Annotated in this window: 13 protein-coding genes and 1 pseudogene; 7 read left to right on the top strand and 7 right to left on the bottom strand. The window is 64.4% G+C overall.

Features of this window, described 5'->3' with window-relative positions; all coding sequences use genetic code 11:
• Positions 1–351: 351 nt before the first annotated feature.
• From OKW40_RS13185 to dalD, 3 genes are all read right to left on the bottom strand, one after another.
• Positions 352–1,299: a sugar-binding transcriptional regulator gene (locus OKW40_RS13185; protein ID WP_429490106.1), complete on the bottom strand. Its 948-nt coding sequence runs from the start codon at positions 1,297–1,299 to the stop codon at positions 352–354.
• Between the two features lie 77 nt (positions 1,300–1,376).
• The gene (xylB, locus tag OKW40_RS13180; RefSeq protein ID WP_429490104.1) at positions 1,377–2,858 is read right to left on the bottom strand and encodes a xylulokinase; all 1,482 of its coding nucleotides are present in this window, start codon (positions 2,856–2,858) and stop codon (positions 1,377–1,379) included.
• A 67-nt stretch (positions 2,859–2,925) separates the two neighbouring features.
• Positions 2,926–4,347 (bottom strand): D-arabinitol 4-dehydrogenase, encoded by a 1,422-nt coding sequence (dalD, locus tag OKW40_RS13175; RefSeq protein WP_429490102.1) that lies wholly within the window; start codon positions 4,345–4,347, stop codon positions 2,926–2,928.
• Positions 4,348–4,725: 378 nt separating this feature from the next.
• Between dalD and OKW40_RS13170 the strand changes: the two genes are divergently transcribed.
• From OKW40_RS13170 to OKW40_RS13140, 7 genes and pseudogenes are all read left to right on the top strand, one after another.
• On the top strand, positions 4,726–5,703 hold the full coding sequence (locus OKW40_RS13170; RefSeq protein ID WP_429490100.1) for an AraC family transcriptional regulator: 978 nt from the start codon (positions 4,726–4,728) through the stop codon (positions 5,701–5,703).
• Between the two features lie 111 nt (positions 5,704–5,814).
• Positions 5,815–6,768 (top strand): substrate-binding domain-containing protein, encoded by a 954-nt coding sequence (locus tag OKW40_RS13165; protein ID WP_184051485.1) that lies wholly within the window; start codon positions 5,815–5,817, stop codon positions 6,766–6,768.
• 62 nt (positions 6,769–6,830) lie between these two features.
• Positions 6,831–8,351 carry a sugar ABC transporter ATP-binding protein gene (locus OKW40_RS13160; protein WP_429490099.1) on the top strand — a complete coding sequence of 507 codons (1,521 nt, stop codon included), beginning with the start codon at positions 6,831–6,833 and terminating at the stop codon, positions 8,349–8,351.
• Positions 8,338–9,345, top strand: a complete 1,008-nt coding sequence (locus OKW40_RS13155) for an ABC transporter permease (protein WP_184058264.1) — start codon at positions 8,338–8,340, stop codon at positions 9,343–9,345. The genes OKW40_RS13160 and OKW40_RS13155 overlap by 14 nt, the downstream gene beginning before the upstream one ends.
• Positions 9,346–9,385: 40 nt before the next feature.
• The gene (locus OKW40_RS13150; protein ID WP_429490097.1) at positions 9,386–10,474 is read left to right on the top strand and encodes an alcohol dehydrogenase catalytic domain-containing protein; all 1,089 of its coding nucleotides are present in this window, start codon (positions 9,386–9,388) and stop codon (positions 10,472–10,474) included.
• A gap of 31 nt (positions 10,475–10,505) precedes the next feature.
• A pseudogene (locus tag OKW40_RS13145) lies at positions 10,506–12,051 on the top strand (FGGY-family carbohydrate kinase).
• Positions 12,048–12,785 (top strand): SDR family oxidoreductase, encoded by a 738-nt coding sequence (locus OKW40_RS13140; RefSeq protein WP_429490095.1) that lies wholly within the window; start codon positions 12,048–12,050, stop codon positions 12,783–12,785. Before OKW40_RS13145 ends, OKW40_RS13140 begins: the two are co-directional and overlap by 4 nt.
• Before the next feature lie 81 nt (positions 12,786–12,866).
• Here the strand turns inward: OKW40_RS13140 and OKW40_RS13135 are convergent, their stop codons facing one another.
• The 4 genes from OKW40_RS13135 to kynB all read right to left on the bottom strand — a co-directional run bounded on the left by OKW40_RS13135 (position 12,867) and on the right by kynB (position 16,276).
• Positions 12,867–13,238, bottom strand: a complete 372-nt coding sequence (locus tag OKW40_RS13135) for a contact-dependent growth inhibition system immunity protein (protein WP_429356080.1) — start codon at positions 13,236–13,238, stop codon at positions 12,867–12,869.
• A gap of 159 nt (positions 13,239–13,397) precedes the next feature.
• Positions 13,398–14,324 carry a tryptophan 2,3-dioxygenase gene (gene kynA / locus OKW40_RS13130; RefSeq protein WP_429490093.1) on the bottom strand — a complete coding sequence of 309 codons (927 nt, stop codon included), beginning with the start codon at positions 14,322–14,324 and terminating at the stop codon, positions 13,398–13,400.
• 10 nt (positions 14,325–14,334) lie between these two features.
• Complete coding sequence (gene kynU, locus OKW40_RS13125; protein ID WP_429490091.1) at positions 14,335–15,585, bottom strand: kynureninase; 1,251 nt, start codon at positions 15,583–15,585, stop codon at positions 14,335–14,337.
• The gene (kynB, locus tag OKW40_RS13120) at positions 15,572–16,276 is read right to left on the bottom strand and encodes an arylformamidase (protein ID WP_429490089.1); all 705 of its coding nucleotides are present in this window, start codon (positions 16,274–16,276) and stop codon (positions 15,572–15,574) included. The genes kynU and kynB overlap by 14 nt, the downstream gene beginning before the upstream one ends.
• Positions 16,277–16,378 lie beyond the last annotated feature (102 nt).

Here is a 16,378-nt window from a genome sequence, read left to right as displayed (position 1 = left end):
ACGAGACCCGTTCTGCATCAAGCAGGAATAGCCGCAGCATGATGCTCGCCGTGACTGTTTCGTCATAACGGCGCTACAGGCAGGGAATCGACATTTGATTCGGGTACTGTGATAAGTAGTGGAGATGGTCAATATTTCTGTATCTGGCTTGAAGATGAAGACTGATTTGGCAAGCGAGTAGACAATCGCTCTGGATAGATTAAACAGAAGGCACGCTTCTTCTGCGGGCGCTTTTTTATGCCTTGCGTTGAAAGAATCATGCGTGTCAAAGGCACGCACTGCAGATCGTCAAGCGTGAGCGGTGCTTGCGGGCGTTGACGCGATAGAGCGCGACCGGCACGCATTCGAAACTCACGCCTCCAACGCCGCCCGCGCGCACACCTCGTCGGTCACGAGCCCCGACAACCACCCCCCCTTGAGCACCGCGATCAGCGCCTCGCGCTTGCGCAGCCCGCCCGCGAAGCCGATGGTCGGCCGGCGTGGCGGCGTGTCGAGCGCGATGCTCGTTACGCGTCGGCCGGTCGGCGATTCGACGTGTGCGCCGGCCGCATCGATCGGCAGGCCGAGCATTTCGGCGACCGCGCCGTTGTGCATCAGCTCGTTCACCTCGCCTTCCGTGATGAAGCCGTCCTCGTGCAACGGACAGGTCATCCCAATGTTGCCGATGCCGACGAACGCGACATCGGCCTGCGCCGACAGCGATTCGACGATCCGATAGAGACGGTGATTGCACCACTGCGCGCGCTCGGCCTCGCTGTCGGCGAGCAGCGGCGCGGGCAGCAGAAAATGCTTGCCCCCGGTCTTTTCGGAAATGTGCAGCGCGACGTCGTAACGGTTCGAGGAGCCGTCCTGCGCGATCGCGCCGACCATCGATACCAGCCGATGCTGCGGACGGTCAAGCTGCGCGATCTGATCGACCGCGGCCTTCAGCGTGCGGCCGCTGCTGACCGCGACGACCATCGGCTTTTCCTCGCTCAGATAGCGCTCCATCACCTGCGCGCCGGCCACCGCAAGCTTGCGGTTGACTTCCTCGGGCGTATCGCCGTCGATCGGCACGATCTCGCATAGGCTGAGGCCATAGCGCTTCGACAGCTGATCGGCGAGCGACAGGCAATCAGCGAGCTTGTGATCGACCCGCACGCGGATCAGGTTCTTTTCGACCGCGAACGCGACGAGCCGCTGCGCGACCGGCCGCGATACCTGCAGCTTCTCGGCAATTTCGTTCTGGGTATTGCCCGCGACGTAATAAAGCCACGCGGCGCGTGTGGCGAGATCGAGTTTTTCTGTGGACCTGGGCACGATGAGGTTTCGGTTGAAGTGCGCCGATGATAGCGGCCGGCGGCGCGTCTGTCGCGCGGGCCGGCCGCGGTCGACGCTCAGGCGAGCGGTGCGCGCGCGGGATCGAACAGCGGCCGTACGTGTCGATACAGCGCGCGATACGCTTCGAGCCGGGTGCGCAATTGCGCGTGGCGGCGCGGATTCGGTGTGAACTCCTTTTCGACAGGCGGCTTGGTCAGCACGGTGGCCGGCTCGCCACCGGCGGCGAGCCAGCCGAGACGCGCCGCCCCGAGTGCCGCGCCGGTTTCGCCGCCGCCGTGCTTGACGGTGACGGTGTCGAGCGCATCGGCGAGCAACTGGGCCCAGTAGTCGCTGCGTGCGCCGCCGCCGAGCAGCGACAACACCTTCGCCTCGGTGCCGGCCGCGCGCAGCGCGTCGAGGCCGTCGGTCAGCGCGAGCGTCACGCCTTCGAGCACCGCGTAGCCGAGCAGCGCGCGGTCGGTTGCGTGAGTCATGCCGAAGAATACGCCTTGCGCATAGGGGTCGTTGTGCGGCGTGCGCTCGCCCGACAGATACGGCAAAAAGAGCGGCGCGGTGCTCAAGGCCTCGGCGGGCAGCGCCTCGATTTCGGCGAGCAGCGTCGGCTCGTCGGTCGACGTCAGCTTGCAGACCCAGCGCAAACAGCTCGCCGCCGACAGCACCACGCTCATCTGATGCCAGCGGTCCGGGATCGCATGACAGAACGCGTGCACGGCGGAGGCCGGGTTCGGGCGGAAGCTGTCGCCGACCACGCACAGCACGCCCGAGGTGCCCAACGACACGAAGCCGTCGCCCGGTTGCGTCGCGCCGATGCCGATCGCGCTGGTCGCGTTGTCGCCGCCGCCGGCCGCGACGATCACGTCGTCGCGCAGGCCGAATTCGCGCGCGAGTTCCGGCAGCAGCGTGCCGGCCGGCGCGCTGCCTTCGCGCAGCGCCGGCATCTGCGCGCGCGTCATGTTGCAGGCAGCGAGCAGCGAATCGGACCAATCGCGTTTCGCGACGTCGAGCCACAATGTGCCGGCCGCGTCCGATGGATCGGACACCTTGCCGCCCGTCAGTTGCAGGCGCAGATAGTCTTTCGGCAGCAGCACGCAGGCAGTCCTCGCGAAAATCTCCGGCTCGTGACGCGCGACCCACAGCAGCTTCGGCGCCGTGAAACCGGGCATCGCCAGATTGCCGGCGACGCTGTGCAGTTCCGGCGCGCGCTCGGTCAGCTCCGCGCACTCCTTGTCACTGCGCATGTCGTTCCACAGGATCGCGGGCCGCAGCACGCGGTTTTCCGCGTCGAGCAGCACCGCGCCGTGCATCTGCCCCGACAGGCCGATGCCGCGAATCCGCGCGAATTCGTCGGGATGACGCGCGCGCAACGCGGCGAGCGCCGTGCGCGTGCCGGCCCACCAGTCTTCGGGATTCTGCTCGGCCCAGCGCTGGTGCGGACGCGAAACGGTGAACGGCGAGCCTGCGGTGCCGATCACGCGGCCGTCGGAGGCGAGCAGCAGAACTTTCACTTCGGACGTGCCGAGGTCGATGCCAAGGTACATGGGAGCGAAACCTTCGTCGTTGGGGATGCGCTACTTTAGCGGTTCATCGCGCGCGCTGTCATGCGCATTAAGCCTGGCTAGTCGCGCCGCGTTCGGCGAGCCATGCGTCGACCCGCGCGAGCGCGCCCGCGAGTGCCGCTTCGAGCTCGGGCGTCTGCGCCATGCCGCCCCACAGCAGCCGGTCGGCCGCGAACGCGCGCAGCGGATCGGGCGCCGTGAAAAAGGCGTGCGCGACGCGCTCTTCCATCACGCCGTCCTGATACGCGTAGGGCAGCTTGCCCGTGTGCCAGCGTTCCAGAAAGCGGAAGAACAACGCGGGCAGCATCGCGCTCGCCGCCGGCGTGACGCCGCGCTCGAAGCATTCGGCGAGTGTCGGCGCGATGAAGCCGGGCAACTTCGAGAAGCCATCGGCGGCGACGCGCTGGTTCGTGTCGAGGATATGCGGGTTGCTGAAGCGCTCGAGCACGATGTCGCGATAGCGTTCGAGATCGAGCGGACTCGGTGTCAGACACGGGATCACGTCCTCGGTCACGTAGTCGTACGCGAACTGGCGGATGTCGGCGTCGAGCGTGCCTTCGTGGATGTAGTTCAGGCCGACCAGCGTGCCCGCCCACGCGATGCAGCTATGCGTCGCGTTGAGAATGCGGATCTTCGCTTCCTCGTACGGCAGCACCGAATCGACGAGTTCCGCGCCGACCTTCTCCCAGGCGGGCCGTCCCGCGATGAAGCGGTCTTCGATCACCCACTGGATGAACGCCTCGCCCATCACCGGACTCGCGTCGTCGACGCCGGTCGCGGCCTTCACGCGCTCGCGCACGTCGGGCGTCGGACGCGGCGTGATGCGATCGACCATCGAACACGGGCATGACGTGTTGTCGTCGAACCATTGCGCGAGTTCGTTCGCGCCGCGTCGTTCGAGAAACTCGCTCATGCCCGCATGAAAGCGCTCGCCGTTGCTGCGCAGGTTGTCGCAGGTCTGCAGCGTGACGGGTCCCGCGCCGCGCTTCACGCGCGCGTCGAGAATCGCCGCGAGCGCGCCGTAGATCGTCGTGTGGCCGCCGGCGAGGTCGGCGGCGAGATCGGCATTCGCGGTGTCGAGCCGGTCGTGTTCGTCGAGGTAATAGCCGCCTTCGGTCACGGTGAACGCGATGATCTTGCAAGCCGGATCGGCGCCCGCGTCGATCAGTCCGTCGAGGCTTTCGCTCCACGGCAGCACGCGCTCGATCGAGCGGATCGTCTCGTAGGCGCGCTCGCCTTGCGGCGTGACGGTTTCGAGCGTGTAGACGCCGTTCTGCGCGGCGAGCGCTTCGAGCACCGGGTTCATGTCGCCGCGGATATTGCCCACGCTCAGCGACCAGCGCGGCTCGCCGGCCGTGCTCGCTTCGTTCAGCCGGTGCAGATACCACGCCTGATGCGCGCGATGAAACGATCCCGCGCCGATGTGCAGGATCACGTGTGCGGCCGCGCCGCTGCCTTGCCCGCTGTTCATGTTGTGTCTCCAAAAACTTGTCCGCGGCGCTCGCGGCGCGCGTTCTGTGCGTGCAGAGCATTTGCTCTGTATGTGAGCGAATGATCGTACCCGGAGAAACGAAAGTCAAGGCAAGGGGGCGGGCTTTTGATGGCGCAGCGCGGCATGGGCGATGCGCCGGCGGCAGCGGCGAGCAACCGAGGCGAGAAAACGAGTCGCGCCGCTCATATTGCATTGCATCAAATTTGACCGCGCACGCGTCGGGGCTAACCCGAATACAAAAAAGTATCGGTCCGCGGTTTCTTTTAAAGTGGTCGCCAACGCGTTTGGCAGTTACTTTTCGCTTTACAAGATCAAGATCGGCGGTGCCTCCCGCGCGCCGCTTCATGGAGGCAGACAGTGCAACCTGATCTCGAAATCGTGGCCGTACGCCACGACGAATCGTTCAAAGTGTGGTCGCATGGCTATCCGTATCGCACGGTGCGCTGGCACTTTCATCCGGAGTACGAAATCCATCTGATCGTCGCGACGACCGGCAAGATGTTCGTCGGCGATCACATCGGCAGCTTCGCGCCCGGCAACCTCGTGCTGATGGGGCCGAACCTGCCGCACAACTGGGTCAGCGACGTGCCCGAAGGCGAGAGCGTCGCGCAGCGCAATCTGGTCGTGCAGTTTGGCCAGGAGTTCGTATCGAACTGTCTCGAGAGTTTTCCGGAGTGGCGTCAGGTCGAGGCGCTGCTCGCCGATGCGCGTCGCGGCCTGTCGTTCGGCCTGGAGACATCCGCGCAGATCAAGCCGCTCTTTCTCGAACTGCTCGCGGCGCGCGGGCTGCGCCGGCTCGTGCTGTTCATGTCGATGCTCGAGATCCTGATCAACGCGCCGGATCGCGACACGCTCGCGAGTCCCGCTTATCAGGCCGATCCGACCAGCTTCGCGGCGACCCGCATCAATCACGTGCTCGCGTATATCGGCAAGAACCTCGCGAACGAGTTGCGCGAGTCGGAGCTTGCGCAACTCGCCGGCCAGAGCGTCAGCGCGTTTTCGCGTTATTTCCGCCGCCATACCGGGCTGCCGTTCGTGCAGTATGTGAACCGCATGCGCATCAATCTCGCGTGCCAGTTGCTGACCGACGGCGAACTGAGCGTGACCGACATCTGCTTCAAGGCGGGCTTCAACAACCTGTCGAATTTCAACCGGCAGTTTCTTGCGATGAAGGGCATGGCGCCGTCGACGTTTCGCCGTTATCAGCAACTGAACAATGCGAGCCGCGATGCTTCCGAGCAGGCGGCCGCGCATGGCAGGGGCATCGACAACGCGCCGGCGATCGTGCTCGCGCCGGGCTTGTCGCGTAGCGGCGTCGCGTACCCGGTCACATAGTGCCCATCCGGTAGTTCACAGCTTTATTCCACTCGCGTTTCAACACGCATCGATCGCGCTGTGCGCCCACAGCGCGACGGGGCGTGCTCACTTCAAAAAATGGAGACAACCATGAAGCCGTCTACTCTTTCGCTTAACCCTTCGATGATGTTCGCGCGCCGTGTCGCCGCGCTCGCGTTCGGTTTGTCGCTAGTCGCTGTGTCGGCCGCGCAGACCGCGCAGGCCGCGCCGCTGAAAATCGGCATGACGTTCCAGGAACTGAACAACCCGTACTTCGTGACGATGCAGAAAGCGCTGAACGACGCGGCCGCGTCGACTGGCGCGACGGTCATCGTCACCGACGCGCATCACGACGTCAGCAAGCAGGTCAGCGACGTCGAAGACATGCTGCAAAAGAAGATCGACATCCTGCTCGTCAATCCGACCGACTCGACCGGCATCCAGTCGGCGGTCATGTCGGCGAAGAAGGCGGGCGTCGTCGTGGTCGCGGTCGATGCGAACGCGAACGGTCCGGTCGATTCGTTCGTCGGCTCGAAGAACTACGACGCGGGCGTGATGGCGTGCGACTACCTCGCGAAGTCGATCGGCGGCAGCGGCGAAGTGGCGATTCTCGACGGCATTCCGGTCGTGCCGATTCTCGAACGCGTGCGCGGCTGCAAGGCGGCGCTCGCGAAGTCGCCGGGCGTGAAGCTCGTCGATACGCAGAACGGCAAGCAGGAACGCGCGACCGCGTTGTCCGTCACCGAGAACATGATCCAGGCGCATCCGAATCTGAAGGGCGTGTTCAGCGTGAACGACGGCGGCTCGATGGGCGCGCTGTCGGCGATCGAATCGTCGGGCAAGGACATCAAGCTGACGAGCGTCGACGGCGCACCGGAAGCGATCGCCGCGATCCAGAAGCCGAATTCGAAATTCGTCGAGACGTCCGCGCAATTCCCGGCCGACCAGGTGCGCATCGCGCTCGGCATCGCGCTCGCGAAGAAGTGGGGCGCCAATGTGCCGAAAGCGATTCCGGTCGACGTGAAGATGATCGACAAAAGCAACGCTAAGGGCTTCAGCTGGTAATGCAAGCGCAGGCTGCCGCGCGTGCGGATCATGCGCGGCGGCGCGCGGCACAGGAACATGCGATGGACACGATTCTGAAGCTCGACAACATCAGCAAGAGCTTTCCCGGCGTGAAGGCGCTGCAAGGCATTCACCTCGAGATCGCGCGCGGCGAGATTCACGCGCTGCTCGGCGAGAACGGCGCGGGCAAGTCGACGCTGATGAAGATTCTGTGCGGTATCTACCAGCCCGACGAAGGCACGATCACGCTCGACGGCGAGCAACGCCACTTCGCGAACTATCACGACGCGGTGGCCGCGGGCGTCGGTATCGTGTTTCAGGAGTTCAGCCTGATTCCGTATCTGAACGCGGTGGAGAACATGTTTCTCGGCCGTGAATTGCGCAATCGTTTCGGTCTGCTCGAACGCGGCAGAATGCGGCGCGCGGCGGCGCGGATTTTTGAGCGGCTTGGCGTAGCGATCGATCTGTCGGTGCAGATCCGGGAACTGTCGGTAGCGCAGCAGCAGTTCGTCGAAATCGGCAAGGCGTTGTCGCTCGATGCGCGCGTGCTGATTCTCGACGAACCGACCGCGACGCTGACGCCCGCCGAGGCCGCGCATCTGTTCACGATCATGCGCGAGCTGAAGCAGCAGGGCGTCGCGATGATCTTCATCTCGCACCACCTCGAAGAGATTTTCGAGGTGTGCGACCGCATCACGGTGCTGCGCGACGGCCAGTACGTCGGCACGACCGAGGTCGCGCAATCCGACGTGAGCCGGCTCGTGCAGATGATGGTGGGACGCCGCATCGAAAGCAGCTTTCCGCCGAAGCCGACGCCGCGCGCCGACGCGAAGGTCGTGCTCGACGTCGTGCGCTTGCAGCTGTTCAAAGACAGCCCCGAGCTGAGCTTCACGCTGCGCGAGGGCGAGATTCTCGGCTTCGCGGGACTCGTCGGTTCGGGGCGCACCGAGACCGCGCTCGCGGTGATCGGCGCGGACCGTGCGTACGCGAAGGAAATTCGCGTCAACGGCGCGGCCGCGAAGCTCGCCGATCCGGCCGATGCGCTGCGCGCGGGCGTCGGCATTCTGCCCGAGAGCCGCAAGACCGAAGGGCTCATTACCGAGTTCTCGATCAAGCAGAACATCTCGATCAACAACCTCGGCAAGTACCGGTCGCTACGTTTCTTCATCGACCAACGTAGCGAAGCGCGCGCGACCGCCGACATCATGAAGCGCGTCGGCGTGAAGGCCCCAACGATGCACACCGAAGTCGCGACGCTGTCGGGCGGCAATCAGCAGAAGGTCGTGATCGCGCGCTGGCTCAATCACCACACCAACATCCTGATCTTCGACGAACCGACGCGCGGCATCGACGTCGGCGCGAAGGCCGAAATCTATCTGCTGATGCGCGAACTGACCGCGCGCGGCTACTCGATCATCATGATCTCGTCCGAGTTGCCGGAGATCGTCGGCATGTGCGACCGCGTCGCCGTATTCCGGCAGGGCCGCATCGAAGCGCTGCTCGAAGGCGACGCGATCGAATCGAATGCCGTGATGACCTATGCGACCGCCGGTTCGGCTGGAGCCTCTCATGAACATGCCTAATCCTTTCTCTTCGCCGAAAACATCGAGTGTCAACAGCGACACGCCGGGCGCGCCGGTGCGCTTCACGTGGGCCGCGCTCAAGCGCTCGACGCTGTTCTATCCGTTCATCGGCCTGCTGGTCGTCTGCATCGTGATGGTGTTCGCGAGCGACAGCTTTCTGTCGGCCGCGAACATCGAGAACGTGCTGCGCCAGGTGTCGATCAACGCGATCATCGCGGTCGGCATGACCTGCGTGATCCTGACGGGCGGCATCGATCTGTCGGTCGGCTCGGTGATGGCGCTCTCGGGCACGCTGTCGGCCGGGCTGATGGTCGCCGGCATGAATGGGGTGGCCGCGCTTGCGGTCGGCCTCGCGGTCGGTCTCGGCTTCGGCGCGGCCAACGGCTTTTTCGTCGCGTTCGCCGGCATGCCGCCGATCATCGTCACACTCGCGACGATGGGTATCGCGCGCGGCCTCGCACTGATCTACACGGGCGGCTATCCGATCGACGGTCTGCCCGACTGGGTCAGCTTCTTCGGCAGCGGCAAGATTCTCGGCGTCCAGGCGCCGGTCGTGATCATGGCGGTGATCTATCTGATCGCGTGGGTGCTGCTCGAACGGATGCCGTTTGGCCGCTATGTGTATGCGATCGGCGGTAACGAGCAGGCGACGCGATTGTCCGGCGTGCGTGTGGCGCGCGTGAAGCTGATCGTCTACACGATCGCGGGTTTGACGTCCGCGTTCGCCGCGATCGTGCTGACCGCGCGCCTGATGAGCGGCCAGCCGAACGCGGGCGTCGGTTTCGAACTCGACGCGATCGCCGCCGTCGTGATGGGCGGCACGTCGATCTCCGGTGGGCGCGGCTCGATCATCGGCACGCTGATCGGCGCGCTGTTACTCGGCGTCCTGAATAACGGCCTGAACATGGTCGGCGTGAATCCATACGTGCAGAACGTGATCAAGGGCGGAATCATTCTGCTCGCAATCTATATCAGCCGCGACCGCAGAAAGTAACGCTCGCTTCCCCACATCCCTCTTTTCGCAGGACCATGCAATGACGACTCAATCCGACCAGCAGAACATGACCGCCATCGTCTGTCATGCACCGAAAGACTATCGAGTCGAGCAGGTACAGAAACCACGCGCGCGCGCGCACGAACTCGTGATCCGCATCGCCGCGTGCGGCATCTGCGCGAGCGACTGCAAATGCCATTCGGGCGCGAAGATGTTCTGGGGCGGCCCGAGCCCATGGGTCAAGGCACCGGTGATTCCGGGCCACGAGTTCTTCGGCTATGTCGAGGAACTGGGCGAGGGCGCGGCCGAGCATTTCGGCGTGCAGAAGGGCGAGCGCGTGATCGCCGAGCAGATCGTGCCGTGCGGCAAGTGCCGCTACTGCAAGTCCGGCCAGTACTGGATGTGCGAAGTGCACAACATTTTCGGCTTTCAGCGCGAGGTGGCGGACGGCGGCATGGCCGAGTACATGCGCATTCCGCCGACCGCGATCGTCCACAAGATTCCCGACGGCATCTCGCTCGAAGACGCCGCGATCATCGAGCCGCTCGCGTGTGCGATTCACACGGTCAATCGCGGCGATCTGCAACTCAACGACGTGGTCGTGATCGCGGGCGCGGGGCCGCTCGGTCTGATGATGACGCAGGTCGCGCATCTGAAGACGCCGAAGCAGCTCGTCGTGATCGATCTCGTCGAAGAACGGCTCGCACTCGCGCGCGAATATGGCGCGGACGTGACGATCAATCCTCGGAAGGACGACGCGCTCGCGATCATCCATTCACTGACGGACGGCTACGGCTGCGACGTCTATATCGAAACGACGGGTGCGCCGATTGGCGTGAATCAGGGGATGGACCTGATCCGCAAGCTCGGGCGCTTCGTCGAATTCTCGGTGTTCGGCGCGGATACGACGCTCGACTGGTCGGTGATCGGCGATCGCAAGGAACTCGACGTGCGCGGCGCGCATCTTGGGCCCTATTGCTATCCGATCGCAATCGATCTGCTCGCGCGCGGACTCGTTACGTCGAAGGGCATCGTCACGCACGGCTTTTCGTTGGAAGAATGGGACGAAGCGATCAGGATCGCGAACTCGCTCGATTCGATCAAAGTGCTGATGAAGCCGCGCGCGTGAATCTGGGGCGCGGCGTTTCAACGGAGACTCTATGAACTACGTCATCGGCGTCGATATCGGCACGCAGAGCACGAAGGCGCTGCTGGTCGACGAGCACGGCGCGATCGTCGCGCAGCATGCGTCGAACTATCAGCCCGATACGCCGAAGCCATTGTGGGCCGAGCAGTGGCCCGCGGTGTGGCTGAAGGCCGCGGTCGAATGCGTGGCCGCGTGCGTCAGCGAGGCGAAGGCGGCCGGCATCGCGCCGGGCGCGATCAAGGCACTGTGCGTGAGTAGCCTGTACGGCGGCTCGGGCATTGCGGTCGACAACGACATGCGGCCGCTCGCGCCGTGCCTGATCTGGATGGACCGGCGCGCGACCGCGCAGGTCGACTGGGTGCGCGAGAACGTCGATCTCGAACGGCTCTATACGATCACCGGCAACGGGGTGGACAGCTACTACGGTTACACGAAGATGCTGTGGCTGCGCGAGAACGAGCCGGACGTGTGGGCGCATACGCGCTATTTTTTGCCGCCGAACGCATACGTGATCTACATGCTGACCGGCGAGGTCGCCGTCGATCACAGCTCGGCCGGCAACATCGGCGGCGTCTACGATATCGCGCGGCGCGACTGGTCGGACGAAGCGCTCGACATGCTCGGCATTCCCGCGACGATGATGCCGGAGCGGCTGGTCGAATCGTCAGAGGTGGTGGGGGGGCTGTTGTCGCAATGGACCGCGCAGCTCGGGCTCGACGCGGGCACCGCGATCGTCGCGGGTGGCGTCGATGCGGCGATGGCGACGTTCGCGGCCGGCGTCACGCGCGCGGGGCAGCACGTTGCGATGATCGGCACCAGCATGTGCTGGGGTTACATCAATCAGCGTGTCGACGCACGGCACGGTTTGATCAGCATGCCGCACGTTTTCAACGGGCAGCACGACATCTACGTATTCGGTGGCGCGATTACCGCGGGCGCGTCGGTCACTTGGTATCGCGAGCAGTTCTGTCATGCGGAGATCGAGGCCGCGCGCGCGACACCGCATGGCGATCCGCATCGGCTGCTCGAAGAGAGCGCCGCGCAAGTGCCGGCCGGCGCCGACGGCGTGCTGTTCCTGCCGTATCTGATGGGCGAGCGCAGCCCGGTGTGGGATGCAAAGGCGAGCGGCGCATTCGTCGGGCTGTCGCTGTTTCATACGCGCGCGCATCTGTATCGCGCCGTGCTCGAAAGGCGTGTCGTTCGCGCTGAAGCACAACATCGAGGCGGGGCGCAAAGGCGCGCAATCGCTCGACGATAAGCTGATCGTGGTCGGCGGCGCCGCGCATTCGGACCTGTGGATGCAGATCATCGCCGACGTCACCGGCTATCCGGTCTACACGATCGAGCAGGACGTCGAAGCCGCGATGGGCGCCGCGCTGCTCGCCGCGCTCGGCGTCGGTCTCGTGTCGCGCGAAGCGGCGCAAGGCGGCTGGGTCACGCTGATCGAGCGCGCGCAGCCCGAGGCACGGCGCATGGCGCTATACAAAGAGCGCTTCGGCGTGTACACGGACCTCTATCCGGCGTTGAAGCCGGTCATGCATCGCTTGCAATCATCATGAACGCTACTTTCGATTTTTCCGGCCGCTCGATTCTGGTGACGGGCGCCTCCAGCGGCATCGGCCGCGCGACGGTCGAGGCGCTGTGCGCGAGCGGCGCGTCGGTCGTCGCGGCCGCGCGCAACCTGAACGAGCTCGCGCGGCTCGCCGAGGAAACCGGTTGCGAGCCGTTGAGGCTCGACATCAGCGACGAAGCCGTGATCGACGAAGCAATGGCCTCGCTCGAACCGTTCGACGGTCTGGTGAATTGCGCGGGCATCGCGTTGCTCGAACGCGCGGTGGAAACGACGGCCGCAAGCTTCGATCGCGTGATGGCGGTGAATGCGCGCGGGGCGGTGCTGGTCGCGAAGCACGTCGCGCGTGGCATGCTCGACGCGGGGCGCGCGGGCAGCATCGTCAACGTGTCGAGCCAGGCCGCGCTCGTCGCGCTCGACGATCATCTGAGCTATTCGGCATCAAAGGCCGCGCTCGATGCGATCACGCGCGCGTTGTGCATCGAGCTGGGGCCGTACGGAATTCGCGTGAACAGCGTGAACCCGACGGTCACGCTGACGCCGATGGCGGTGCTGGCGTGGAGCGATCCTGTCAAACGCGATCCCGCTTTGCAGGCGATTCCGCTCAGGCGCTTTGCCGAATCGGCGGAAGTCGCCGCGCCGATTCTGTTTCTGTTGAGCGACGCGGCGTCGATGATCAGCGGGGTGTGTTTGCCGATCGATGGTGGTTATACCGCGCGCTAGCGGGTGTCAGGCCGGGTGAAATGGAAGTACGCGGAGGCCCTACCAGACGGTGTGGGGCCGCCCGGTGGGAGGAAACGCAGGCTACTCGCTCAGAAGAAGACGCTTAAGCTTGTCGAGAAAAGCCTCGGTGGTCTGCTCCCACACGGTCGGATCGCACTGGTAGCCAAAGTTTTCCTCAAGTGCTGCGTCAAGGTTCCCCGCATGATCGCTCTTGAATCGGTCTATCTCGGCCACCGTCGCGTTGATCTCTTCCGGTGTGCATTCGCATGTAAAAGACAAAACCAATTCCTCAATTGTGTTTCCGAACAAGTCGAAATCTTCATGGAAGCGGCCACCAATCAATTGATACAAATTTTCGTATCTCAGATTGATCGACTGGCCGGATAGCACAGCCGCGAGTTGCTGAGCACTCAGTACAACCTTCAGTCCTTCGTCGTCATCGGCACCGGGCATATCGAAACCCTCTGATGTTTTTATGGGGTTCCGATGCTGCCATGCTGACCATCTCTCAAGATTCGGATAACTCCGAACTCGCGTAATAGTGTTGGCTTGCTCTTTGTTCCCCGCCAGGATGCCAGGTTTGCCCGGGAAGTGCCTTACACGCGCTAACCGCTACAGCATCGTCCGCACGTGCCACAGCTCGGGAAACAGCACCACGTCGAGCATCTTGCGCAGATACTGCGCGCCGCTCGTGCCGCCGGTGCCCTGCTTGAAGCCGATGATGCGCTCGACCGTCGTCACGTGGCGGAAGCGCCACTGGCGGAAAGCATCCTCCAGATCGACGAGTTCCTCGGCCATCTCGTACAGCTCCCAATGCTCGGACGGATTGCGATACACCTCGAGCCACGCCGCTTCGACCGATGCATCATGTTCGGTCGGCTTCGTCCAGTCGCGTTCGAGCCGCGCGGGCGAAATCCTGAAGCCGCGGCGCGCGAGCAGCCTCACCACTTCGTCGTAGAACGACGGCGCTTCGAGTGATGCCTTCACTTGCGCGTACACGTCGGCGCGATGCGCGTGCGGCTTCAGCATCTGCTCGTTCTTGTTGCCGAGCAGGAATTCGATCTGCCGGTACTGATACGACTGAAAGCCCGACGAACTGCCGAGGTACGGCCGCATCGCCGTGTATTCGGACGGCGTCATCGTCGCGAGCACGCTCCACGCCTGCACCAGCTGCTCCATGATTCGCGACACGCGCGCAAGCATCTTGAACGCGGGCGGCAGGTCGTCGCGATGCACGGCCGCGAGCGCCGCGCGCAGTTCGTACAGCGCGAGCTTCATCCATAGCTCGCTCGTCTGATGCTGGATGATGAACAGCATCTCGTTGTGATCCGGCGACAACGGATGCTGCGCGTCCAGCACCGTGCCGAGCGACAGATAATCGCCGTAGCTCATCGACTCCGAGAAGTCGAGCTGCGCGTCGTGCCAGCCGCTGTCGGCCGCGCTCGCGGACGGCGCCGAAGCCGTCCGTCCGTGCCCGAACGGACAGCCTTGTGCCGCCGGTTCTTCTGGCAAGCCCGGCGTGTGCATGTGATCGGTCATTCTGTCGTCCTCAGGTAACGGCGCCGCGCTGGGCGAATTCAGGAGCCCGCCAGGCCTCGCGGGTGAGCACGTCGCGCAAGATTTCGACGGCGTCCCATACGTCGACGAAGCGCGTGTACAGCGGCGTGAAGCCGAAGCGCAGCACGTGCGGCTCGCGATAGTCGCCGATCACGCCGTGCGAGATCAGCGCCTGCATCACCTCGTAGCCGTGCGGATGTTCGAAGCTCGCGTGCGAGCCGCGCTGCGCATGCTCACGCGGCGTCACGAGCTTCAGTGGAAATTCGCGGCAACGTGTCTCGACGAGTTCGATGAACAGATCGGTCAGCGCGAGCGACTTCTCGCGGACGGCCTCCATGGTCGTTTGCAGGAACACATCGAGCCCGCATTCGACGAGCGCCATCGACACCATCGGCTGCGTGCCGCACAGGTAACGGCCCACGCCGTTGTCGGGCTGATACGTCGGGTTCATCTCGAACGGCGCGCGATGGCCCCACCAGCCCGACAGCGGTTGCGCAAACTCGTTCTGATGACGTCTGGGCACCCACACGAACGCGGGCGAACCGGGACCGCCGTTCAGATACTTGTACGTGCAGCCGACCGCGTAGTCGGCACCGACGCCGTTCAGATCGACCGGCACCGCGCCCGCCGAATGCGCGAGATCCCACAGCGCGAGCGCGCCCCTGTCGTGAATCAGCTTCGTCAGCGCGGCCATGTCGTGCATGTAGCCGGTGCGGTAGTTCACGTGCGTGATCATCGCGATCGCGGTGTCCTCGCCGATCGCGTCGGGCAGTTCGGACGGATCGTCGACGAGGCGCAATTCGTAGCCGCGATCGAGCTGCTCGATCAGGCCCTGCGCGATATACAGATCGCTCGGGAAGTTCGAGCGCTCGGACACGATCACGCGACGCTTCGGATCGCGCGCATTGGCGAGCCGCACGGCGGCCGACAGCAGCTTGAACAGGTTGATCGAGATCGTGTCGGTAATCACGACTTCGTCTTCGGCCGCGCCGATCAGCGGCGCGAGCTTGTTGCCGAGTCGGCGCGGCAGCGCAAACCAGCCGGCATTGTTCCAGCTGCGGATCAGTCCTTCGCCCCATTCGGCGGCGATCACGGTCTGCGCGCGCTGCGCGGCGGCGGCCGGCGGCACGCCGAGCGAGTTGCCGTCGAGATAGATGGTCGTCGGCGACAGCGCGAACTGGTCACGCAGCGCTGCGAGCGGTTCGGCGCTGTCGAGCGCCACGGCTTCATCACGATGGTTCATGGTGGTTCGATGGGTTGGGTTGTCGGGTTGATCGCTCGCCGGGGAGCGTGGCTGAGCGCGAGCCGGGCAGTGCACGCAGCACCGCGCGCACCGGGCTCGCGTCGAGCGTGGTCAGCTTCAGCGGCAGCGCGATCAGCTCGTAGTCGCCGGGTTCGACCGCGTCGAGCACGATGCCCTCGAGAATCGCCATCCGGTGCTCGCGAATGCGGTGATGCGCGTCCATCGTCTTCGATTCCTGCGGATCGAGCGACGGCGTATCGATGCCGAGCAGCGTCACGCCGCGCGCGGCGAGCAGGTCGACGGTCTCGGGTGCGACCGCGCAGAACGCACTATCCCACTCGCGCGTCGGCGTTTTTCTGTAAGTGCGCAGTAAGACTCGCGGCGGCAAATCGTCGAGCGAGCCGGCCAGATGTTGTGGCGTCACAACAGGCGACGCGCCGATACAGTCAATCACTCTGCATAAACCGAGATATGCGTCGAGCGGCACGTTGCCGATCGCGGCGCCTTCGGCGTCGTAGTGCAGCGGCGCGTCGGTATGCGCGCCGGTGTGCGGCGAGATCGTCAGACGCGCGACATTGACCGGCGAGCCAGCCTCCATGCGCCAGACGCGCTCGATGCCGACCGGCGTGTCGCCCGGCCAGACGGGCGTCGCGGTATCGACGGCGGGGGTGATGTCCCAGAGTGCTCGCATGACGGTGTCGACGGTTGGTAACTATCTCTAAATGATAGAGGTCAAGCTGTGAAATGTGATTGCGAAAAAATCTCCTTACCAGCCGTGTCTTGGAACATAATT

It is taken from the genome of Paraburkholderia sp. RAU6.4a (assembly GCF_050435625.1).
Lineage (GTDB): Bacteria > Pseudomonadota > Gammaproteobacteria > Burkholderiales > Burkholderiaceae > Paraburkholderia > Paraburkholderia tuberum.
Note: the sequence above shows the minus strand (reverse complement) of the source record. Positions and strands in the feature narration are given on the sequence as shown.

Coding starts and splice junctions, on each gene's coding strand:
- OKW40_RS13160 (WP_429490099.1), top strand. CDS start 6,831: ATGGACACGATTCTGAAGCTCGACAACATCAGCAAGAGCTTTCCCGGC.
- OKW40_RS13155 (WP_184058264.1), top strand. CDS start 8,338: ATGAACATGCCTAATCCTTTCTCTTCGCCGAAAACATCGAGTGTCAAC.
- xylB (WP_429490104.1), bottom strand. CDS start 2,858: ATGTACCTTGGCATCGACCTCGGCACGTCCGAAGTGAAAGTTCTGCTG.
- OKW40_RS13140 (WP_429490095.1), top strand. CDS start 12,048: ATGAACGCTACTTTCGATTTTTCCGGCCGCTCGATTCTGGTGACGGGC.
- dalD (WP_429490102.1), bottom strand. CDS start 4,347: ATGAACAGCGGGCAAGGCAGCGGCGCGGCCGCACACGTGATCCTGCAC.
- OKW40_RS13135 (WP_429356080.1), bottom strand. CDS start 13,238: ATGCCCGGTGCCGATGACGACGAAGGACTGAAGGTTGTACTGAGTGCT.
- OKW40_RS13150 (WP_429490097.1), top strand. CDS start 9,386: ATGACGACTCAATCCGACCAGCAGAACATGACCGCCATCGTCTGTCAT.
- kynU (WP_429490091.1), bottom strand. CDS start 15,585: ATGAACCATCGTGATGAAGCCGTGGCGCTCGACAGCGCCGAACCGCTC.
- kynB (WP_429490089.1), bottom strand. CDS start 16,276: ATGCGAGCACTCTGGGACATCACCCCCGCCGTCGATACCGCGACGCCC.
- OKW40_RS13165 (WP_184051485.1), top strand. CDS start 5,815: ATGAAGCCGTCTACTCTTTCGCTTAACCCTTCGATGATGTTCGCGCGC.
- kynA (WP_429490093.1), bottom strand. CDS start 14,324: ATGACCGATCACATGCACACGCCGGGCTTGCCAGAAGAACCGGCGGCA.